This is a genomic window from Microbacterium sp. ZW T6_19, assembly GCF_044987465.1.
Classification (GTDB): domain Bacteria; phylum Actinomycetota; class Actinomycetes; order Actinomycetales; family Microbacteriaceae; genus Microbacterium; species Microbacterium natoriense_A.
On record NZ_JBJDRH010000004.1, the window covers coordinates 227,585 to 248,972 of the forward strand.

Consider the following 21,388-nt stretch of genomic DNA (forward strand, 5'->3'; position numbering starts at 1 on the left):
CTACGCGGCTCTATGCCGCGCGGGTGAAGCGCGACCGGTACTGCTGAGGCGCCAGCCCGATCCGCTCGCGGAAGTGCTTGCGCAGTGCCGCCGCCGTCGCGAAGCCCGAGCTCGCCGCCACGGCATCGACGGGCAGATCCGTGGTCTCGAGCAGCTCGCGCGCTCGGTCGACTCTGGCGTCGGCGAACCAGTCGCCGACCGTGCGCCCCGTCTCGGCACGGAATCGCCTCGTCAGGGTGCGCACGCTCATCCCGAAGCGGTCGGCGACCTCGGTCAGCGACAACGGCTCGTCGATCCGGGAGATCAGCCAGTTCTGGATGTCGCTCGCGGAGCCGACGTCGGCAGGGAGGGTGATCGTCGGACGCGCGACGAACTGTCGCTGTCCTCCGCCCCGGTGCGGAGCCGCAAGGGTCGCCCGCGAGACCGCGGCGGCGACGGCCGAGCCGTGGTCGCTCGCGATGAGATGCATGGTCGCGTCGACCGCGGCGGAGGCGCCGGCAGCGGTCAGGATCGACCCGGAGTCGACGAACAGCTCATCGGCACGCAGGCGGACGCGAGGGAAGCGCCGGACGAAGTCGTCGGCGGAGCACCAGTGGGTGGTGGCCTCCTTGCCGTCGAGGAGGCCGGATGCCGCGACCGTGAACGCTCCGGTGCAGTAGCTGACGATGCGCCGATCGGCGAAGTCGCTGAGCCCGATGGGGTCTCCGGAGATCTCGGCGGCACTCCATGGCGGAACGATGATCGTGTCGGCCGACTCCAGTGCGGTGCGATCGGCGGTCGGCGTGATCGAGAAATCGGCGTTCGTCGGCACCGGTCGGCCGTCCAGCGTGCACGTGGTCACCGAGTACAGCGGTTCGCCCTCGCGCAGCGCGGCACGGAAGAAGCGGGCGGGAATGCCGAGTTCGTAGGGGAACACCCCGGGGAGCGCGACGACGACGATCTTGTGCATGGCTATATCGTGACACACATTGACCTTCTGGCCACTGTTGCGCCGAGATCGGATCGACCAGGCTGGAGGCTCACAGGCCGGAACGGCCAGCAGCGAAAGGTGGATCACGTGCGTTCAGCGAAGTACTCCGGGGCCGGAGCAGCATCCGAGGTCATCTCGATCATCGACATCGAGGTTCCCGTCCCGGGACATGGAGAGGTCCTCGTGAAGGTCGGCGCCGCCGGTCTCAACCCCGTCGATGTGAAGATCCGTGCGGCCGCGACCGACTTCGGACAGATCATCTACACCGACCTCCCCGGGTGGGACGTCGCGGGCGTCGTCGCGGCGGTCGGCTCCGGTGTCGACGCCTGGGCTGTGGGCGACCGGGTGTTCGCGCTCGCGGCGTTCCCCGATGCCGCGCACACCCTCGCCGAGTACGCGGTGGTCGCCGCAGAGGATCTCGCGGCGGCTCCCTCGACCTGGAGCACAGCGCAGGCCGGGGCCGCACCTCTCACCACCCTGACCGCCTGGCAGGCGCTCGAGGCGGCAGGTGTGGTCGCCGGCCAGCGCGTGCTGGTGCTGGGCGGCGCGGGCGGCGTGGGGCATCTCGCGATCCAGCTGGCGGCGGCGCGCGGTGCGGAGGTGGTAGCCACCGGCAGCCCCGCGAAGAACGAGCTGCTGCGCTCCTGGGGCGCGGGACAGACCGTGGACTATCGGGATGACCAGGCGCTCGCCGCGATCGCCCCGGTGGATGCCGTGGTCATCACGGTCGACGACACGCTGCCTCCGCGCGGCTCGGTCAAGGCGGGCACCGCCGTGGTCACGATCACCGGGCTCTCCGACGATCACGCCGCTCAGCTCGCGTCGTGGGGCGCCGGGCCGATCCGACGGATCCTCGTCGCCGCGTCCGGCGGTCAGCTCGCCGAGATCGCGGCCCTGGCCGAGGCCGGCCGGGTGAGCGTGCACCTCGACTCGGAGTTCCCGCTCGACGACCTCGCCGCGGCGCAGGAACGGGTGGAATCCGGCCGGGTCACGGGCAAGGTCGCCGTCATCGTCGACCCGACCGTGTAGGACTCAGGCGTCGAAGCTCAGACTGAGCTTGCGGAGGAGGCCGGCCAGCCGTTCGCGGTCGCTGCGGGACAGCCCCTGCAGCAGGTCGGCCTCCACGTCGACGAGGCGGGTGATCGCAGCATCCACCCGGATCCGTCCGTCGTCCGTCAGGGTCACGAGCACGCTGCGACCGTCGGCGGGGTCGGACTCCCGGCGCACGAAGCGGCGCCCTACCAGCCGATCGATGCGGTTTGTCATGGTTCCGCTGGAGACCAAGGTCTGCTGCAGCAGCTGCTTGGGGGAGAGCTGGAACGGGGCGCCGGCCCGCCGCAGAGCGGACAGCACGTCCCACTCCCACGGCTCCAGGTCGCTGCGGCGGAACACGTCACGGCGCGCGCGGTCGAGCAGCCGCGTCAAGCGGTCCACGCGCGAGAGCACCTCGAGCGGGGAGAAGTCGAGGTCCGGTCGCTGCGTGTTCCACGCGCCGACGATCCGGTCGACCTCATCCACCTCGCTCATCCGTTCATTATCGCGGGTGCAACGCCGAGTCGGGGGACCTTGGCGGTACCGGCGTCAGCGTCATGAACGCGCTGTTCTCGTCGGGAAGGTAGCGGCCGAAGGCCGCGCACTCGACGAATCCGGCCTTCGCGTACATCGCACGGGCCGGCGCGAAGAAGTCGTGCCTTCCGGTCTCCAGAGACAGACGACGGATGCCGCGCCCTGCGGCGTCGTCGATCAGGAAGGCGAGCATCGCCCGTCCGAGCCCGCGGCCGCGCACGGACGGATCTGTGCGCATCGACTTGAGCTCCTCGTGGTCCTCATCCACCGGCGCCAGGGCGCCCGATGCGACGATCCGGCCCTCGAGCGTCGCCGCGAACAAGCGGATGCCGGGGGCGAGAAGCCGTTCGATCGCCAACGCATGCTGGCTCTCGGGCGGAGCGGTTCCCTGCATGTCCGCGTGATGGGCCGCGATGAAGTCGGACAGTGCGGACGTCGACGTCTCGACCCGTTCGATGACGATGCTCATCTCATCAGCATGCCAAGGCCGTATTTCCGACGTATGACGACCGGCTCCAGCGCGACCGCCCGTCGCACCCAGGAGGACATGGCAGACTTGAGGGGCAGACTCTTCGACGGGCTCACCAAGCCATTCGGGGTGTCCGGTCCGCCGTGGTGTAATGGCAGCACGACAGCCTTTGGAGCTGTTAGGTCTAGGTTCGAGTCCTGGCGGCGGAGCATGACTGGGAACAAGCTCGCGATCATCATCCTCGCCGCAGGCCAAGGCACGCGCATGAAGTCGCGCCTGCCGAAGGTCCTGCATCCGATCGGCGGGCGTCCCCTCGTCGGTCACGTTCTCACCACCGCCGTGCGGCTCGCCGCCGACCACATCGAGGTCGTCGTCCGGCACGAGCGCGACCAGGTCGTCGCCGCGCTCGCCGAGGACTACCCGGATGCCGTGTTCGTCGATCAGGACGAGATCCCCGGCACCGGACGCGCCGTCCAGGTCGCGATCGACGCGCTGCCCGACGACTTCGACGGCGACGTGCTCGTGCTCTCGGGAGACTGCCCGCTGGCGGACGCCGACACCCTCGCAGCGTTCCTCGACGAACACCGAGCCGCAGGAGCGCCAGCGACCCTGATGACGGCCGTGGTGGACGACCCCACGGGCTACGGCCGGGTCATCCGCGACGCCGACGGCGGCGTGGACCGCATCGTCGAGCAGAAGGATGCGAGCGCCGACGAGGCTGCCGTCCGCGAGATCAACGCCGGGATGTACGTGTTCCGCTCGGAGACCCTGCGCCGCTACCTCCCCGAGATCGGCGTCGACAACGCGCAGGGCGAGATGTATCTCACCGATGTTCCCGGTCTGCTGCGTCGCGACGGCGACCGGGTCGCGGCATCCGTCGTCTCCGACGTCACGGTCACCTACGGCGTCAACGACCGCGCTCAGCTGGCCCTCGTCGGCCGGCTGCTGAATTCCCGGATCGTGCGCCGCTGGCAGCTCGAGGGCGTCACGATCGTCGACCCCGACACCACCTGGATCGACGACGATGCCACGCTCGCATCCGACGTGACGATCCTCCCCAACACGCAGATCCTGCGCGCCACCACGATCGCCGCGGGCGCGATCATCGGGCCGGACACCACCCTCGTGGACTGCGAAGTGGGGGAGGACGCGACCGTCCGCCGCACCGACGCGACGCTCGCCGTGATCGGTGCGCAGGCGACGGTGGGCCCCTTCTCGTTCCTGCGCCCAGGCACGATCCTCGGCGCCAAGGGCAAGATCGGCGCCTACGTCGAGACGAAGAACGCCGAGATCGGCGAGGGAAGCAAGGTCCCGCACCTGTCCTACGTGGGAGATGCGACGATCGGTCGCGGCGTGAACCTCGGGGCGAGCACGATCACCGCCAACTACGACGATGTGAACAAGCACCGCACCGTCATCGAGGACGAGGTGCACACCGGATCGCACACGACCCTGGTCGCTCCCGTTAGGCTGGGTGCTGGCGCGAAGACAGGCGCCGGTGCCGCCGTCCGAAAAGACGTCCCGGCCGGTGCGCTTGCCATGAGCGTCGCGCCTCAGCGCAACATCGAGGGCTGGGTCGAGAAGAACAGGGCAGGCACGGGTGCGGCGGATGCTGCAGCCCGAGAGCGATCGGCGGAATAGGCGGAAATGGCGCGCAAGAAGAAGACTGTCGATCTGGACCGCGATAACGACATCGCCCCAGGGCTCGTCGCCAAGACGAAGAAGCGACTCGTCATCGCCGGCGGACGTTCGCACCCCGGGCTGACCGCCGCCGTCGCAGCGGATCTCGGCACCGAGATCGCCCCCGTCGAGCACCGCACCTTCGCGTCAGGCGAGATCTACGCCCGTTTCGAGGTCTCGATCCGCGGCTGCGACCTCTTCCTCATCCAGACGTTCGGCGAGCCCGTGAACGAGTGGCTCATGGAGACGCTCATCATGATCGATGCGGCCAAGCGCGCCTCGGCCAAGCGCATCACCGTCGTCGCACCGTATTACCCCTACTCGCGCCAGGACAAGAAGGGCCGTGGCCGCGAGCCCATCAGCGCGCGCCTGGTCGCCGACCTGCTCAAGACCGCAGGCGCCGACCGCGTCATGAGCGTCGACCTGCATGCTGCGCAGATCCAGGGCTTCTTCGACGGGCCCGTCGACCACCTGTTCGCCAAGCCCGTGCTGCTCGACTACTTCCAGCGCACGCTGTCGAAGGAGGACCGCGAGATCCTCACGGTCGTCTCGCCCGACATGGGCCGAGTGCGTGTGGCCGACACCTGGTCGGACAGCCTCGGCGCTCCGCTCGCGATCATCCACAAGCGCCGCGACCCGAAGGTCGCCAACCAGGTCTCGGTGCACGAGATCGTCGGAACCGTCGAGGGCCGCACCTGCCTCCTGGTCGACGACATGATCGACACCGGCGGCACGATCGTGAAGGCCGCACAGGCCCTCAAGTCGGCCGGTGCGCATCGCGTCATCGTCGCGGCGACCCACGCGATCTTCAGCGACCCGGCGTCCGACCGCCTGCAGGACGCTTCGATCGACGAGGTCGTCATCACCGACACCATCCCGCTCACCGAGTCGCGTCGCTGGGACAAGCTCACGATCCTCCCCATCGCGCCCCTGCTGGCACGCGCGATCCACGAGGTGTTCGAAGACGGCTCGGTGACCAGCATGTTCGGCGGAGACGCCTAGGCGTCTCATCGCCGCGGCACAGCCCGCGCATAGGACCGATGCATACCGTTGAATGCATCGACAGCTCGTCGACGCACCCAACCGGGAGGGCCAGCATGATCCGCACGAACGTTCCCCAGTCCGTACGCAAGGTCTCAGCGCTCGTGGGCGTGGCCGGACTCTTCGTCCTCGCCGGCTGCTCGTCCGCCGCCGATGCGGAGACCGACAAGGGCACCGGCACCGACTCCCCGTCGACCAGCACGGACTCCAACGCGGGCGCGGCGACCTACGCAGACGGCACATACACCGCAGACGGCTCGTACCAGACGCCCGAGACCGTCGAGTCGGTCACGGTGACGCTCACGATCGCCGACGGCGTCGTGAAAGAGGTCGAGGTCACCGGGGACCCGCAGGCTCCCGAGACCGAGCAGTACCAGTCGAAGTTCATCGGCGGCATCGCGGATGAGGTCGTCGGCGTCGCTCTCGACGACCTGAAGGTGAGCCGTGTCTCTGGCTCGTCGCTGACCAGCGGCGGTTTCAACGCCGCAGTCGAATCGATCAAGGAGCAGGCCGCCTCCTAGGCGCCTGACCTGCCATGACGATCTGGCGTTTCGACGCGATCGGCACCCGGTGGGAGATCGAGGGCGACCTCGACAGCGGCGATCGCGCTGCCGTCAGCGATCTGATCGAGCGCTTCGACCGCGACTGGTCGCGGTTCCGTGCCGACTCGGCCGTGTCACGGCTGGCGACGGCAGGCGGAGTGCTGGAGTCGGCGGATGCCGCCCCCATGCTCGACGCCTACCGGGCCCTCTCCGGCGCCACCGGGGGTGCGGTGAACCCGCTCGTGGGCGCGAGCCTCGAGGCACTGGGATACGACGCGGCGTACACGCTGACCTCGGGCGCGGCCGTGGCGGCACGGGATGACTGGTCCGAGGTGATCTCGTGGAGCGCACAAAGGGCGACGGCATCCGCTCCGGCTCTGATCGACGTGGGCGCCCTCGGCAAGGGACGACTGGTCGATCTCGTCTTCGCCGCTCTCGACGGCGTCTCGGGTGATCTCGTGGTCGACGCGGGCGGCGACATGCGCGTGCGCGGTGCGGCCGTGCGCACGGCCCTCGAGCACCCCTTCGACGCCACCAAGGCGATCGGCGTCGTGGAGTTGCAGAACGGCGCACTGTGCGGCTCGGCGACCAACCGCCGAGCGTGGGGCGACGGGCTGCACCACGTGCTCGATGCCCGCACGGGGCAGCCGGTGCGCACCTGGGCGGCGACCTGGGCTCTCGATGCCGAGGCGATGAGGGCGGATGCCGTCGCCACCGCGCTGTTCTTCGAGGGCGGACCGGAGCTTGCCGCCGACTGGGGCGTCGACTGGGTGCGGATGAGCACGGACGGCAAGGTCGAACGCTCGGAAGGCTGGCCAGGGGAACTGTTCCTCGCCCGCCCCCGAGTGTCGTGAGATAAGGAAGAGTGGACGTCGTGATCACCGCATTCACCGCTGTCAGGCAGCGGGTCCTCGCGCTCCTGGGCGCGCTGTCGATGTACCGCCTGGTGCTGTTCTCGCTCCTCGCGCTGGCTCTGTTCGCCGAGCTGCTCTCGTTCGCGGGGCTGGTCGCGCCGCAGCCGTTCGAGATCCTCGTCTCCTTCGTCGTCCTCGCCGTGGTGATCTCCGCAGTCGACGCCGCCGTGCAGCGGCTGCTTCATCTGCCATGGCGCATCGAGTCGTCACTGGTCACCGCGCTGATCCTGCTGTTCGTCCTCGCGCCGGCATCCGACCTCGCTCCCGAGGCCCTCGGCGGGCTCGCCCTGGCCGGAGCCCTGGCCAGCGTCTCGAAGTACGTGATCGCGTGGCGCGGACGGCACATCCTGAACCCCGCGGCGTTCGGCGCCGCCGTCGTCACGATCACAGGTCTCGGCACGACCTCGTCGTGGTGGGTCGGCACCCCCGCGCTGTTCGTACCGGTCGTGATCCTCGGACTGCTCGTGCTGTGGCGCACCGAGAAGGTGCGGCTCGTGCTGGTGTTCCTCGTCATCGCGATCGCGGTCTCCCTGCTGCGCCAGTACGTGCAGCTCACCCAGGGCGGTCTGCCCTTCGACGCCGGCCAGGCGTTGTCGTTCGCAGTGCTGCAGTCGCCGTACTTCTTCCTCGGCGCGTTCATGCTCTCGGAGCCGCTGACGCTGCCCCCACGGCGCTGGCAGCAGTTCTCGGTGGCTGCCCTGGTCGGCGTGCTCGCCGGATGGCCGATCTTCGTCGCAGGTTTCACGCTCGGGCAGGAGCGCGCGCTGCTGATCGGCAACCTGCTGGCCTTCGCGTTCGCGGTGCGCGGATCGGTGCGCCTCACGCTCGAGAAGCGCGCGTTCATCACGCCCACCGTGCAGGAACTCACGTTCCGCACCAAGAGCCGACTGCGGTTCCTTCCTGGCCAGTATCTCGAGCTCGACGTCCCGCACCGTCGCCCGGACGCCCGCGGAACGCGCCGCGAGTTCAGCATCGTCTCGGCGCCCGGTGACCTTCCGACGCTGCGGATCGCATACAAGGACGGCGACCAGAGGCATCCGTCGAGCTACAAGCGCGCACTCGCCGCAGCCCAGCCGGGCGCCACGCTCGCGGTGACCGGCACCTGGGGCGACTTCCTGCTGCCGAAGGGCGATGTTCCCGCCCTGATGGTGGCGGCCGGCATCGGGGTGACGCCGTTCGTGTCCCAGCTCCGGCAGCTGCAGGTGACGGGGGAGAAGCGCGACGTCGTGCTCGTGTACGTGGCGTCCGACCCCGCCGAGCTCGCGTTCCGCGATGAGCTCGCCGCGACCGGCGCCCGCGTCGTGGTCTTCACCCGCGAAGAGCCCGCGGACCTGCCCGCACACTGGACCTGGGCGCAGGGCGCGCGGCTGGACGCCGTGGCTCTGGAGAAGCACGTGGCAGACCTCGCATCCCGCCACGCGTTCATCTCCGGCCCGCCGCGGCTGATCGCCGATCTCGCCCCGGCCCTGCAGAAGGCGCACAACCTCACGACCGACGCGTTCGCCGGGTACTGAGCCGCGCGCGGGCCTTCCGCGTTCGGTTCGTCGGGAGGCGTGGGTACGTCTGCAGGACCTGGGCACGCGTGCAGGAGAGAAGACGTCGTCTGATCCTGCGTGCGTGCGCCGGTCCTGCAAACGTTCCTCGACTCCTTCTGCACATCGCCGGGCGTCGCGGAAGTTGTCCACATCGACGGTTTTCGCGACCGGGGCGCGGCTGCGATGGAGCACGATCGACGGATGTCGAAGACCCAGATCCTGCTCACTCAGCTCGGCGGCGTGGCGCGAGGAAGGCTGTTGCACGAGTTCGGTCTGAGCCGGCGGATGCTGGCGGATGCCGTCATCGCCGGCGAGATCCGTCGCATCAGGAACGGGGTGTTCGCCTCGCCTTCCGCGGACCCGTGGATCGTCACAGCGGCGGGACATGGCGGAGCCCTCACATGTTCGGCTGCGCTGCGGCGGCATGGCATCTGGGTGCTGCAGAGCGATCGCTCGCCGCACGTGTGGCTGGGCACCCACGGAAGGGTGCACCATGACCGCTGTTCCTGCGTCGGGCACTTCTTCAGCGGTCGCACCACGCTGGGTCTCGCAGATGTGGAAGATGCTCTGGTCCATCTGCACATGTGCCAGGGGGAGGAAGCGTTCTTCACCTCACTGGAGTCGGCACTCGCATCTCGGCAGCTGAACGCGTCCGGCAGAGCACGCGTACGCTCGCGGATGCCGGTCAGCGCGCGCTGGCTCGTGGATCTGGCTCGGACGGATGCGGGAAGCGGGGCTGAATCCCTGCTGCGGCTGCGACTGCATCCATTCGGCATCCGCCTGGAGAGCCAAGTCGAGATCCCCGGGGTCGGACGCGTGGACTTCGTGATCGGCGGACGACTCATCCTCGAGATCGACGGTGCGGAGTCGCACAGCGGCCGGGAAGCCTGGCATCGCGATCTGAGACGGGATGCTCTGGCATCCGGTCTCGGTTACGAGACGCTGCGAATCTCCTACAGGATGCTCGTCGAGGAGTGGTCAGTCGTCGAGTCCGCGGTCATCGGAGCGGTAGTCAGGGCCCAGGCGTGACAGGTGCAGACGCGGCACGTTCGCAGGACCCGGGCACGTTTGCAGAACGACAGCGCGGTCGATGCTCCTGCGCGCGTGTCTGGATCCTGCAGACGTGCCCGGATACGCGAAGCCCCGAACGCTCAGGCGCCCAGGACCGGGCTCAGGGGCAGGTGCACCGAGAACGTGGTGTCGCCAGGGACGCTGGAGACCTCGATGCGGCCGTGGTGACCTTCCACGATCGCCTTGGCGATCGCGAGGCCCAGACCGGTTCCGCCGGTCTGCCGGGCGCGCGAGCTGTCGCCGCGGGCGAACCGCGCGAAGAGCTCCTCACGCACCGCCGGATCGATGCCGGGCCCGTCGTCATGCACTCGAAGAACCGCCTCGTCGCCCTCGCGCGTCACGCTCAGCGTGATCTCCGTGCCCGCAGGGGTATGCGTCCGCGCGTTCGCGAGCAGATTTGTGACGACCTGATGCAGACGGCCGGTGTCGCCGACCACGACGACCGGCTCGTCGGGCACGTCGATGTTCCACCGGTGCTCAGGGGCCGTCGGCCGAGCATCCGACAATCCCTCGAGGGCGAGCTGAGCGAGATCCACCGTGCCGTAGACGAGTTCGCGTCCCTCATCGAGTCGGGCCAGCAGGAGCAGATCCTCGACGAGCCTGGTCATCCGCAGGGATTGCGCCTGGATGCGCTCGAGCGAAGTGGTCGTCCCCTCGATCGCCGCGGGACCCTGCTGCTGGCTGAGCGCACGCAGCGACAGCTCGGAGTATCCGCGGATCGACGCGAGCGGAGTCCGCAGCTCGTGGCTCGCGTCGGCGACGAACTGGCGCATGCGCTCTTCGTTGCGCTGACGAGCGGACAGCGATGTGTTCACGTGATCGAGGAGCTTGTTCAGCGCCGCGCCGACCAGGCCGGTCTCGGTGCGAGGGTCGGCTTCGGATGCCGGGACGCGTTCGGTGATCTCGACCTCGCCCCGGTCCAGGGGCTGGTTGGCGACGCGAGTCGCCGTCGCCGCGACGGCGCGCAGCGGGCGCAGACCGACGCGGATAGTGATCGCGGTGGTGAGGGCGAGCAGGATGAGGCCGCCGAGCGTCGCGAGCACGATGACGGTGAGCAGAGTGGCGAGCTGGTTCTGGATGTCGCCGCGGGGGAGACCCGTCACCACGACGACGCCTGTAGGCGTACTGGTCGCCACGACACGATAAGAACCAAGATCATCGATCGTCACCGTCGCATACGCCTCACCATGAAGCGCTTCGTCGATCTGCGTGAGCTGTGCAGAGGTCAGCGTCTCGGAGGCGCCGTTCAGCTCGTTCTGCGATCGATCGAAGACGACACCGCTCGTTCCCGCTTCCGCGCTGGACACCGCGAGCAGAAGGCCGGGCACTCCCGGGTTCTTGCCGTTGAGCACGTAGTCGATGGTGGCGAGTTCGGGAGCGGTGCGGCCGACCCACTGCAGCGTGATGCTCGCCGCATATCCCTTGAGCTTCTGCTCGAGCTGCTGCTCCAGGGTGTTTCCGAGGGTCGCCGAGGTGATGACGGCGACGATCACGAGGATGAGCGACACGAAGCCGATGACCGCGGTCATCAGCCTTGCCTGGAGTGTCAGCGGCCGGCGCGTCATCCTCGTGGAGCTCACTGTGGAGCCTTGATCATGTAGCCCACGCCGCGCACGGTGTGAAGCAGGGGCGTGCGCCCCGCGTCGATCTTCTTGCGCAGGTAGGAGATGTAGAGCTCGACGACCGACGACTTGCCGCCGAAGTCGTAGCTCCACACCCGGTCGAGGATCTGCGCCTTGGAGAGCACACGGCGCTCGTTGCGCATCAGGTAGCGCAGCAGCTCGAACTCGGTGGCTGTGAGCTCGATCTCGGTGCCGTCGCGGACCACTTCGTGGCTGTCTTCGTTGAGGGAGAGATCGGCGACGCGCAGGATCGACTGGCCGTCGTCGGCGGTGGCGTGCCCGGTGCGGCGGATGATCGCGCGCAAGCGTGCGATGACCTCCTCCAGACTGAAGGGCTTGGTGACGTAGTCGTCGCCGCCCGCGGTGAGGCCGGCGACTCGGTCGCCCACTGCGTCCTTCGCGGTCAGGAAGAGCACGGGCACGAGGCTCCCCGACTCGCGCAGGCGCTTCAGCACCGACAAGCCGTCGAGGTCGGGCATCATGATGTCGAGCACCAGTGCGTCGGGCTCGAACTCGCGCGCGACCTGAAGGGCTTCCAGGCCCGAGGATGCGGTGCGCACCTCCCAGCCCTCCATCCGCAGCGCCATGGCGAGCAGGTCGGTCAGCATCTGCTCGTCGTCGACGGCGAGGATGCGCAGCGGGGAGCCGTCGGGGCGGCGCAGTTCGGGGTGCACGGTGCTCATAGAGTTATTCTGCGGAATCTCCTATGGGATTCCTATGGAGAGCCCTATGCGTTGTCTGGGAGCTTCGGTTCCACCCGGTCCGCGGGCAGAGCGAGGAAGTCGATCGCAGCCTGCAGCGCGAGGCGATCGGACAGCTCGCCGATCGGACCCTCGAGGTGCCCGTTCGCCCGCACATGAAGCCGCCGCGGGCCGGCAAGAGCGTGGTAGACCGCGAACTGTCCGCGGGGGTCGACCGCGGGATCGAGCACCGCCGCCCCGACGAGCACCGGCAGGCGAAGACGTCGTGCTGCCGTCGCCGCATCGAAGCTGTCGAGCACGGGACGTGCGTCGGGGTGGCGCAGAAGGTGCTGCCGGACTGCCTCGCCGCTGCCCGTGCACCGCCTGCTCAGGCGGACCGCGTGATGACCGAAGCTCGGTACGTCCAGGCACGCGCGACGGAATCTTGAGTCCCACGGGAGCGCCATCGCTCCGATCCCGCCTCCGAAGCTGCTGCCGTGGAAGTCGAGAGCTGCCGCAGCTGCGGGGGCCATGTCGAGCAGAACCGTCGCTGCACGCCAGATGTCCGCGACCGCGAAGCGGTGCGAGTAGGTGTCGCGATGTGCGATGCCTGCGAGCACGTGCTCTGACGGTGCGGAGGGGAAGCGGCTGGGCGTGCGGGCATGGGTGCCCGGTGCGCACGGGAAGATCGCGGCGGTGTCGGAGGGGACCAGTTCGAGGTCGGGTCCGCTGCGGCCTCCGTATCCGTGACCGACGACGAGTCCGCGACGAACGGCGCCTGAGGTGTGCGGAATCATGACGTAGGCCACGGCATCCTCGTCGGCCGACGAAGAGAACCGGATCTCTGTCACGCGATGCGACGGCGTCGGCGCTAGTTCGCCGAGAGTTCTCCATGCGATGGGTCCGGTGCCGAGCTCCTCGAAGCTCGACTGCCAGAACTCGTCGAAGTCCGAAGGCTCCTCAGGACCGTCCGTCGGCGCGAGCAGGGCCGACAGGGAGTACTCGGTCATCTCCTCGGGGTGGTCCTGGATCACCGTGCGGCTCCTCACCGGATCTGTGGCGTGATGGTCGTCGGCATCCATGATCGTGCATGAGGGCCCATTGACATGATCGCATACTCATTGCAATATGTGCATCATGGATTCAACGCCGAACTCCGAAGAAGAGGACCGCCCGCTGCAATGGAGCCGCCGGTCAGTGCTGCGCATGCTCGTGATCGCGGGGGTGCTCCCACCCGTGCTGGGCGGGTACGACTCTGCGGCCTCGGCATCGATCATGCCGATGGAGCCGACGACCTCGTCCGGCGCCTACCCCGATGCGCTGCGCCGATTGAGCATGCCGAATCTGTCGGTGTCGCAGATCGCGCAGCTCACCGGGTCGGGTCATCGGATGACGTTCTTCCGAGCGACGTGGGATGGCGGCGAGACGATCGTGCGCGACCTCGAAGTCGCACACGGCGGAGGCTGGCTGCCGGTGACCGACACGGCGCACCGATTCGACGAGCAGTGGGTGGTGCTGGCGGGTACGCTGCCGTCCGGGAGCGCGCCGGAGCTCTACGGTCCGTTGACGCCGAGCTGGCTGGGCTTCACCTCCTACCAGGTGCTGGGCCCTCAGGCGATCGAGCTGCGCACGAGCACCGACGACGTGGAACTGGTCGTGCGCTGGCGTCTGGAGGGGGCGCACCCCGAGGCTCACTACGTGCTCACGGCGAAGAACGCCGGCGACTACATCGTCGGATACCAGAGCCAGGACACCAGGTCGCTCGACGATGTCGACGAGGTGCTCTGCGGCTCGTACCAGCACGCGCTGTCCGTGCTCGACGGCTCCGCGCCGCTCGGCGCGTGGGAGCTGTTCGCGCCGATGGCGCTGACCCAGTACGCCGTCGGCGGCATCCCGGTCACGTCGGGCGTCTACCTGCCCTCGGAAGTGGCGGAGTTCGTGCACGAGCGGCAGCTCATGGCGGACCGGCAGCCGTACGGCATGAGCCTGCGCAACGACAGCCTCGACGTGGTGCCGTGCATGTACTCCCCGCAGCCGGGATTGCGCACGGCGATGGCTGCAGGGGCGCAGCGCGGCTTCGCCTTCGGCATCGCCGTGCGCGCCGACACGCTGTACGCGACCTACGCAGACCTGTGCCGGACGGAGTACGGTCTGGTGGCGTATCGGAGCAACGTCTACGAGCGATCGCTGACGGATGCCGTCCACGCCATGGCGGCGCTCATCGCCGTCGAGCCCGACGGCGACGACGCGATCGACTACATCCCGTCGTACTCCGGCTGGTGGAACCGCGCCAAGGGGTTCGTCGACGTGGAGAACGAGGATGCCGTCAGAGCGGCGGCGAGCGGCGTCGTGCTCTCCGCTCACTACCTCACAGGAACCCCCGACAGCACGCTGTACGCTCGCCGAGCCCGTCCGCTCATCGAGTACCAGGTGTCGCGGAAGGGGATCGGGCATTCGCCGATCATCGGCAGCCCTGTCTACAACGACACGACCCAGTACCGGATCGGAAGGATCCCCACGGATGCCGTGAACCTGACGGCGCTCTATCAGCTCACGCACGGCCGCAACGCCGGCATCCAGCGCCTGGCGGTGCAGGCCACCAAGTCCGGTGTCGTCGGACAGAGCCGCGCGCCGTTCTCGACCGCACTCGCCACCTACCGCGCGACCGGGGATCCGGCGTTCCTGGCGGAGGCGACGCTCATCGGCAAGCGGTACGTGCAGGAGCAGATCCTCACCCCCTACCGCAGCAACGGCCAGCCGCCCGGCGGCTTCGCCTACAGCTTCTCGAAGTACTGGGTCGATCTCCTCGAGCTGTTCGAGGTCACGGGAGATCCCGAGTTCCTGGACGGTGCGTACCGCGAGGCCCAGCGCTTCATCACCCAGACGGCAGTGCGGCCGGTGCCGGATCAGACCGTGACGGTGCCGGTGGGACATGTCATAGAACAGCAGTACGACTGGGAGTCGCGCTCGTCGCTGCCCGCCTATCCCACGACCTCGGTCCCCACCGAGACCGTCCCCGCGTGGTACGTCTCGCCATCCGGGCTCACCTTCGAGGCGCTGTCGTCGTTCAAGCTCGGGGTCAGCTCATTGACCGATCCCGGTGGTGGATACGTGTTCAACCCGTGCTGGGCGGGTGCCCTGCTCAGGCTGGCGCACCACACGGGGGACACGCTGCTGGCAGACGTCGCGCACAACATGGTGATCGGGCGGTTCACGACCTATCCCGGCTACTACGGCCGGCAGTTCCAGGTGGCCCACATGAAACCCGACTTCGCGACGAGCGGCCCCGTCGGCATCACCGGCTACTACTTCCACCATGCTCCGGCGCAGCTCGGTCTGGCGATGGACTACCTGATCAGCGAGAGCTATTACCGCAGCGGGGGGCGCATCGACTTCCCGCACGTCTTCGAGGCGGACTTCGCCTACTTCAAGTTCTTCGCCTACGGGCACGCACCCGGCACATTCTTCGGAGAGGCGGGCGTGTGGCCCTATTTCCCCGACGGACTCATCTCGCTCGACAACCCGTTGATCAACTGGATCGCGGGGGCGAGCGACGACGCGCTCTACGTCAGCCTCACCAACTCCTCGGCGGGCGTGCAGCAGGTCGTCGTCGATCTCGTCGGCGACCTCACGGGAGTGGCCCGCTCCGCTTCTCCGGTGGTCGAGGTGGTGACGGCCGACGGCATCCGCTCTTCTGCGACGGCGTCGCACGGCAGGGTCTCCGTCAGCGTGCCCGGGCACGGACTGCTCGCCCTGGTGGTGCGGAACGTGACTGTGGAGCGCCCCAGCCTGCCTTTCGATGACGTCGTGGACCACGGCGTCGACAGCTTCCACGAATTCGACTCGGCGCCGGGAACCGACTACGGGCTCGTCCGCGGAATGCTGCTCGTGCGCCCGGGCGGCGAGGGCTACGACGCCTATGTCCAGATCGATACCGAGCAGGCGGCGACGCTCACGTACAGGATCGGCGGACAGGCCGCGCAGCAGGCCCCGCTCAAGGAGTATCCCTACGAGTGGACGATCGGGGTCGACGATCCACGCAAGACCTTCCGCTACACGGTCACCTCGGGAGGCGCCACCACGGACGAGGTCACCCTGCAGCTGCCGGGGCGCATCGCCGGCGTCGGCGCCGAGGTGTCTGGAGACGTGGTGGCCCAGGCCACAGGAACGGCGGGGGACAGGGTTCCCCTGATCATCGAGGTGCGCAACGGCACCGGTCACCCGGTCTCGGGCACCGTGGCGCTGACGCCGCCCGGCGGCTGGCAGCTCGAGGGCACAGTGCCGCCGGTGACGGTTCCTGCACACGGGACCACACGTGTGGAGTCGGCGGTGGTCATCGGATCGGCGGCGGCTCCCGGCGAGGTCGCGGTGTCGGCGACGCTGTCACGACCGGGGGCTGCCGCGCTCGCCCTGCGTCCGGCCACCGTCGAGGTGATCGACAGCCGCCGACTCGTCTCGCTGACCAGCGACACCGAGATCGCGAGTGGCCCTGGAGCGGTCGTGAAGCTGACCGCATTGGTGATCAACACCGGTGTGACACCGCTGCAGGGGACGCTGGGTCTCTACGGCGCCACGGGATGGACGATCGGTCAGCGGGATGCGGTGGTCGTCGTGCCTCCGCGTTCCGACGTCACCCACACGTGGACGGTGACGGCGGGATCGACGATCGCGCCGGGGTCGACGACGAGATTCGAGGCCCGGCTCGACCAGACGCTGCGCAAGGGTGTGCTGGTCCGGGTCGCCGACGAGGGCATCATCGCGCACACGCAGTCGCCGTGGCCGGGATACCTCGAGACAGGCCATTGGTACCCGAGCGGTCTGTCCGGGTGGAACGGGACCCGCACGCGCTACAGCGACACCGATTCGGTCGGCAGCACTGTGACGTGGAACGTCGAGCTGCCGCAGGCCGGGCTCTACCGTGTCTCGGTCTGGTATCCGACCAACCCGACGACGACCACGTCGGCGGCCTACGTCGTCGAGCATCAGAGCGGCAGCAGCGAGGTCATCGTGGACCAGACCCAAGGCGCGGGTGCCTGGCGTGCGCTCGGCACGTTCCGATACGACGCCGGCGCGGTCGGGGTGGTGCGGCTGGAAGTCCGCAACACGAGCATCCACAGGGTCAGCGCCGCCCAGTTCGTCCGCACCGGGGACTGACAGAGGGGGCGGACCGGCGTGAACCGGTCCGCCCCCTCTCGGCGGTTCCTGCAGGCGTTCAGCGCCGCACGTACTGCTGGACGGCGTCCTCGTCGACGGTCACGCCGAGTCCGGGTCCTGTGGGGACGACGAACCCGCCGTCGGGCTGGACTTCGAGCGGAGTGGTGAGGATGAGGTTCGCCACCGGCAGCGTGAACGGCTGGTATTCGAAGGCGAGCAGAGAGGTCGCGCTCGCCGCCACATGCACTCCCGCGGCCATCGCGATGCCGAAGGCCGCCGAGTGGTGCGGTGCGACCTGAGCGTGGAACGCATCGGCGACGGCGGCGATCGCGAGACCCTCGGTGATACCGGTGCGTCCGATGTCGGGCTGCGTGAGCCCCACGGCGCGCCGAGTGAGCCAGTCGGTGAACTCGAACCGGCTGCGCATCGCCTCGCCGATCGCGATGGGAGTGGCGAGCGAGGCGGCGAGGTCGCGGTGGCCCTCGACGTCCTCGGGCGCCAGCGGCGCCTCGAAGAACCACGCCCGACGGTCGTCGAGTTCGCGTCCGAGCGCTTTCGCCTCGCCGAGGCGGTAGGTCCAGTGAGCGTCCAATGCGACATCGAGGTCGGGATGCACGGCGCGGATGGCGTCGTAGGTGGCGAGATCCGTGCGGATGTCGGTTCCGAGGTGCAGTTTGATCCGCCGCACGCCGGCTTCGACCATCTCGGCGGCCTTGTCGGCCTTGTCCGCGTCGTCGGACCCGCGGATGCCGGAGATGTACGTGGGCAGCACCTCGGCGAAGCGCCCGCCGGCGAGCTCCGAGACGGAGAGACCGGTCGCGTGCCCCCAGAGATCCCACAGGGCGATGTCGACCGCTGCCATGGCATCGGCCTGATGACCGGTGAGGTGGCCGCGCTCGCGCATCGACTCCGTCATCCGATGCCACAGCGTCCGGACCGAGCGGGGATCCTCGCCGATGATGAGCGGCGTGAGAAGGCGGTCAACGATCGCGGCGGCGACCTCCGGTGCGACCGGGGCCAGTGCTTCTCCCCAGCCGATGAGGCCGTCGTCGGTCTCGATCTTCACCAGGAGGGTCTCGTAGCCGGGGGAGTACAGGCTCCGCCACGGTCGTCGGACGACGTAGCCGCGATGCGCCACGCCCGTGTCACCCGCGTAGGAGTCATCGGCAACCTCCCTCGACAGGAAGAGCGGGAAGGTCTGCACGCGCGCGATTTTCACAGGGGTCTCCGAAGACAGTCGTGAGGGAAGAAGCCGACGGCGGGGTGCCTCGGCGAGGGGTCAGGGCGCCGCAGTCGATGCGGTGTCGCAGGTCAGAGGGCGGCGAACGCCGTCGCCGAGCGGGAGGGGCTGTAGCCGAGGGCGACGGAGATCTCGTCGGCCGCCTCGATGAGCTGCAGGGCGAGCTCCTGATGAGGGGCGTGCAGGTCGAGAACCGACAGGGGACCGCTCGCGGAGAGCGCGGCGACGATGTCTCCGGCCCGGTCGTGGATCGGCGCGGCGATGCAGGCCCGGCCGAACGCGAGTTCTTCGATCTCGGTCGCGTAGCCGCGACTGCGCGTCTCGTCGAGCGCGACACGCATGCTCTCGCGGTCGACGATCGTGTGCGGGGTGAATCGCTGAGGGGAGTGCTCGAAGTACGCGTCGACCTTGTCATCCGGCATCCCCGACAGGAGCGCCTTGCCGAGGCCGGTGGCGTGAAGCGGGCCGGTGCGGCCGGCCATCGCGAACGACTTCGGCGCCAGCGCGCCTTCGAAGTTGCAGAGATAGGTGAAGGTGAACCCGCTGAGCTCGGCGACGTTCACGCCGATCTCGATGCGTCGGGCGAGATTCTGCGCGATCTGCCTCGACGCGCGGAAGACGGGAGAGCCGTTGAGGGCGATCGTGCCGAGCGAGACGGCTGCGGGGCCGAGCCGGTAGAGACCCGTCCGTCCGTCCTGCACGACGAACCGCATCCGGTCGAGAGCAGACATCATGCGCGACACCGTCGACTGTCCGAGACCGGTCAGAGTGCAGAGTTCGGAGACCCTGAGCTCACCGGACTCCTCGGTGAAGCATGCGAGCAGCGACATCGCCCGTTCGACCGTCTGTGTGCCGCCCACCGATTCCGATGCCATCGTGAGTCCTCCTCCATGCCGGCGCCGCATCTGCAACGCCGTTGCCAGTCATCCTAATGAGAGTCGTTGCACCAGGCAAGACAAATGTGGGTGCGTTATGCATTTTATGGATTTCGAATCCGCATTGTGGTTAACTGGCCCCACGTCATCGTCGACGACTGCGACGACGATGTGCAGGGCCCCGAACGGGGTCGCCCCTACTCGGAAAGTGAATCCAATGCCACAAGCCACCCTCGAGCGGCCCGCGAGTCGCGAGCAGGTCGAGCCGCGCTCCGGGCGACGCTCAACGCTGGGCGCCAAGGACCGCACCTTCGGCTTCATGATCGCACTTCCCGCGGTCCTGTTGTTCCTCGTGATCGCGATCTTCCCGCTCGTGTCGAGCATCGGCACGAGTCTGTACGACCAGTCGCTGCTGCGACCAGAGCGCACTTTCGTCGGCTTCGACAACTATGCGGCCATCTGGGACGAGTTCGTGGCGAGACTGGGGACCACCCTCGTGTTCGCCTCGCTCTCCACGGTCTTCCCCCTCGTGCTCGGCGTGGCCCTCGCGATGCTGCTCAACTCGCGCATGCGCGGGCGCAATATCCTGCGGGGAGCGTTAATGCTGCCGTGGCTGCTCCCCGGCGTGGTCGTCTCCTTCCTCTGGGCGTGGATCTTCAACGACAGCTACGGCGTCGTGAACCACGTGTTCGCGGTCTTCGGGCTTCCTGAGATCAGCATGCTGGGAAATCCGACCGGGGCGATGGCCGCCGTCATCATCGCGAAGACCTGGCACTCCTTCCCCTGGATCATGGTCGTCGCACTCGCCGTGCTCCAGACCCTGCCCGGTGAGCAGATCGAGGCGGCCACGATCGACGGCGCGACGAGAGCACAGCGTTTCCGCTACATCTCGCTGCCGCACATCGCCGGCCCGGTCGCACTCGTCGCGGTGCTCGAGTTCATCTACAACTTCGGCAACTTCGACACGATCTTCGTCATGACCGGCGGCGGCCCCGGCGACTCGACCACGACGCTCGCGGTCAGCCTCTACCACCTGGCCTTCGGCAGCTACGAGCTCGGCAAGGCCTCCGCGATGGGCGCGCTCTGGCTCGTCCTGCTCGCGATCATCTCGAGCGGTTACCTGCTCCTCAACCGACGACTGGAGAAGTGATGCTGCGCAGCCGCGACATCGGCGAGTCGATCATCCGCCCTCGCCTGTCCATCCCGGGGCGCATCGCCCTCCTCCTGCTCGCCCTCTTCGGCCTGCTCCCCGTGTACTGGCTCACCGCCACGGCGTTCACGAGGAAGGAGGACGTCTTCTCGCAGGACCGGCCGTTCTTCCCCGTGAACCCCACGATCGAGAACTTCGTCGGCTTCTTCCAGAACGACGCGCTCCTGAAGAACCTCGGCAACAGCATCATCGTCTCGAGCGGCACGGCACTCCTCGCGGTCCTCGTCGGCGGGCTCATGGCCTACTCGCTGTCGAAGTTCCGCTACCGCGGCCGCAACGCGATCATGTTCATGTTCCTGATCGGACAGCTCATCCCCGGTGCGCTGCTGCTGATCTCGCTGTACCTGATGCTGAGTTCCGCCGGCCTGCTCTACACGTACACCGCGCTGATCATCTCGTTCACGACCTTCACGCTGCCGCTCACGGTGTTCCTCCTCAAGGGGATCATGGACGGCCTCCCCGACGACATCCTCGAGGCGGCGAAGGTCGACGGGCTCTCCCGGACGGCCACCATGTTCCGCATCGTGTTCCCCCTCGTGGTGCCCGGGCTCATCACGGCCGCGATGTTCGCGTTCATGCGCGGCTGGAGCGACCTCCTCTTCGCGCTCACGCTCGCCGGACCCGACAAGCAGACGCTGCCGGCAGGCCTCACCCAGGCGTTCATCCGCGAGGGCACGGCCGACTGGCCGGCTCTCATGGCGGCATCCCTCATCACATCGCTGCCGCTCGTCATCATCTTCGTCCTCCTCCAGCGCTATTTCGTCTCCGGCCTCGCAGCCGGCGCCGTCAAGGGGTAGCGGAATGTCCTCGAATAACCCG

General features: G+C 68.4%; 18 protein-coding genes and 1 tRNA gene. 11 read left to right on the forward strand and 8 right to left on the reverse strand.

The genetic code is table 11. The features are described from left to right. Positions 1 to 10: 10 nt before the first annotated feature. Positions 11 to 949, reverse strand: a complete 939-nt coding sequence (locus tag ACI3KT_RS08125; protein ID WP_292907809.1) for a GlxA family transcriptional regulator — start codon at positions 947 to 949, stop codon at positions 11 to 13. Between the two features lie 108 nt (positions 950 to 1,057). Here ACI3KT_RS08125 and ACI3KT_RS08130 point away from each other — a divergent pair, with 108 nt between their 5' ends. After that, the gene (locus ACI3KT_RS08130) at positions 1,058 to 1,999 is read left to right on the forward strand and encodes an NADP-dependent oxidoreductase (RefSeq protein ID WP_404903536.1); all 942 of its coding nucleotides are present in this window, start codon (positions 1,058 to 1,060) and stop codon (positions 1,997 to 1,999) included. A gap of 3 nt (positions 2,000 to 2,002) precedes the next feature. Here ACI3KT_RS08130 and ACI3KT_RS08135 read toward each other — a convergent pair whose 3' ends face one another. Together ACI3KT_RS08135 and ACI3KT_RS08140 are read right to left on the reverse strand one after the other, a co-directional pair. Beyond that, on the reverse strand, positions 2,003 to 2,497 hold the full coding sequence (locus ACI3KT_RS08135) for a MarR family transcriptional regulator (RefSeq protein ID WP_130498376.1): 495 nt from the start codon (positions 2,495 to 2,497) through the stop codon (positions 2,003 to 2,005). 7 nt (positions 2,498 to 2,504) lie between these two features. Beyond that, positions 2,505 to 3,005 (reverse strand): GNAT family N-acetyltransferase, encoded by a 501-nt coding sequence (locus ACI3KT_RS08140; protein ID WP_404903538.1) that lies wholly within the window; start codon positions 3,003 to 3,005, stop codon positions 2,505 to 2,507. Positions 3,006 to 3,142: 137 nt separating this feature from the next. Here ACI3KT_RS08140 and ACI3KT_RS08145 point away from each other — a divergent pair. The 7 genes from ACI3KT_RS08145 to ACI3KT_RS08175 all read left to right on the forward strand — a co-directional run bounded on the left by ACI3KT_RS08145 (position 3,143) and on the right by ACI3KT_RS08175 (position 9,746). Next, positions 3,143 to 3,214, forward strand: a tRNA-Gln gene (locus ACI3KT_RS08145). 1 nt (position 3,215) lies between these two features. Beyond that, positions 3,216 to 4,646 (forward strand): bifunctional UDP-N-acetylglucosamine diphosphorylase/glucosamine-1-phosphate N-acetyltransferase GlmU, encoded by a 1,431-nt coding sequence (gene glmU, locus ACI3KT_RS08150; protein ID WP_404903540.1) that lies wholly within the window; start codon positions 3,216 to 3,218, stop codon positions 4,644 to 4,646. Between the two features lie 6 nt (positions 4,647 to 4,652). After that, positions 4,653 to 5,687 carry a ribose-phosphate diphosphokinase gene (locus ACI3KT_RS08155; RefSeq protein WP_307298151.1) on the forward strand — a complete coding sequence of 345 codons (1,035 nt, stop codon included), beginning with the start codon at positions 4,653 to 4,655 and terminating at the stop codon, positions 5,685 to 5,687. Positions 5,688 to 5,782: 95 nt separating this feature from the next. Continuing rightward, complete coding sequence (locus ACI3KT_RS08160; protein WP_307298149.1) at positions 5,783 to 6,247, forward strand: FMN-binding protein; 465 nt, start codon at positions 5,783 to 5,785, stop codon at positions 6,245 to 6,247. A gap of 14 nt (positions 6,248 to 6,261) precedes the next feature. Continuing rightward, positions 6,262 to 7,122 (forward strand): FAD:protein FMN transferase, encoded by an 861-nt coding sequence (locus tag ACI3KT_RS08165; protein ID WP_307298147.1) that lies wholly within the window; start codon positions 6,262 to 6,264, stop codon positions 7,120 to 7,122. A 20-nt stretch (positions 7,123 to 7,142) separates the two neighbouring features. Continuing rightward, positions 7,143 to 8,696, forward strand: coding sequence for an FAD-dependent oxidoreductase (locus ACI3KT_RS08170; protein WP_404903542.1), 1,554 nt, complete (start codon positions 7,143 to 7,145; stop codon positions 8,694 to 8,696). A 222-nt stretch (positions 8,697 to 8,918) separates the two neighbouring features. After that, on the forward strand, positions 8,919 to 9,746 hold the full coding sequence (locus ACI3KT_RS08175) for a hypothetical protein (RefSeq protein ID WP_404903544.1): 828 nt from the start codon (positions 8,919 to 8,921) through the stop codon (positions 9,744 to 9,746). Between the two features lie 122 nt (positions 9,747 to 9,868). Here the strand turns inward: ACI3KT_RS08175 and ACI3KT_RS08180 are convergent, their stop codons facing one another. The 3 genes from ACI3KT_RS08180 to ACI3KT_RS08190 are packed head-to-tail and all read right to left on the reverse strand — an operon-like array spanning position 9,869 to position 13,124. Beyond that, a complete protein-coding gene (locus ACI3KT_RS08180; RefSeq protein ID WP_404903546.1) occupies positions 9,869 to 11,317 on the reverse strand; it encodes a sensor histidine kinase in 1,449 nt (482 codons plus the stop codon). A gap of 47 nt (positions 11,318 to 11,364) precedes the next feature. Next, positions 11,365 to 12,093, reverse strand: coding sequence for a response regulator transcription factor (locus tag ACI3KT_RS08185; RefSeq protein ID WP_292910173.1), 729 nt, complete (start codon positions 12,091 to 12,093; stop codon positions 11,365 to 11,367). 44 nt (positions 12,094 to 12,137) lie between these two features. Beyond that, positions 12,138 to 13,124, reverse strand: a complete 987-nt coding sequence (locus ACI3KT_RS08190) for an acetylxylan esterase (protein WP_404903548.1) — start codon at positions 13,122 to 13,124, stop codon at positions 12,138 to 12,140. A 103-nt stretch (positions 13,125 to 13,227) separates the two neighbouring features. On the opposite strand from ACI3KT_RS08190, the gene ACI3KT_RS08195 reads away from it, so the two are divergent. Beyond that, positions 13,228 to 17,244, forward strand: a complete 4,017-nt coding sequence (locus ACI3KT_RS08195; protein WP_404903550.1) for a hypothetical protein — start codon at positions 13,228 to 13,230, stop codon at positions 17,242 to 17,244. Between the two features lie 58 nt (positions 17,245 to 17,302). Here the strand turns inward: ACI3KT_RS08195 and ACI3KT_RS08200 are convergent, their stop codons facing one another. Together ACI3KT_RS08200 and ACI3KT_RS08205 are read right to left on the reverse strand one after the other, a co-directional pair. Further along, positions 17,303 to 18,463, reverse strand: coding sequence for a mandelate racemase/muconate lactonizing enzyme family protein (locus ACI3KT_RS08200; protein ID WP_292910167.1), 1,161 nt, complete (start codon positions 18,461 to 18,463; stop codon positions 17,303 to 17,305). 92 nt (positions 18,464 to 18,555) lie between these two features. Further along, positions 18,556 to 19,359 (reverse strand): IclR family transcriptional regulator, encoded by an 804-nt coding sequence (locus ACI3KT_RS08205; RefSeq protein ID WP_292910166.1) that lies wholly within the window; start codon positions 19,357 to 19,359, stop codon positions 18,556 to 18,558. 217 nt (positions 19,360 to 19,576) lie between these two features. Between ACI3KT_RS08205 and ACI3KT_RS08210 the strand changes: the two genes are divergently transcribed. Together ACI3KT_RS08210 and ACI3KT_RS08215 are read left to right on the forward strand one after the other, a co-directional pair. Beyond that, on the forward strand, positions 19,577 to 20,509 hold the full coding sequence (locus tag ACI3KT_RS08210; protein ID WP_292910164.1) for a carbohydrate ABC transporter permease: 933 nt from the start codon (positions 19,577 to 19,579) through the stop codon (positions 20,507 to 20,509). Next, positions 20,509 to 21,366 (forward strand): carbohydrate ABC transporter permease, encoded by an 858-nt coding sequence (locus tag ACI3KT_RS08215; RefSeq protein ID WP_292910162.1) that lies wholly within the window; start codon positions 20,509 to 20,511, stop codon positions 21,364 to 21,366. Before ACI3KT_RS08210 ends, ACI3KT_RS08215 begins: the two co-directional genes overlap by 1 nt. The last annotated feature ends 22 nt before the right edge of the window (positions 21,367 to 21,388 follow it).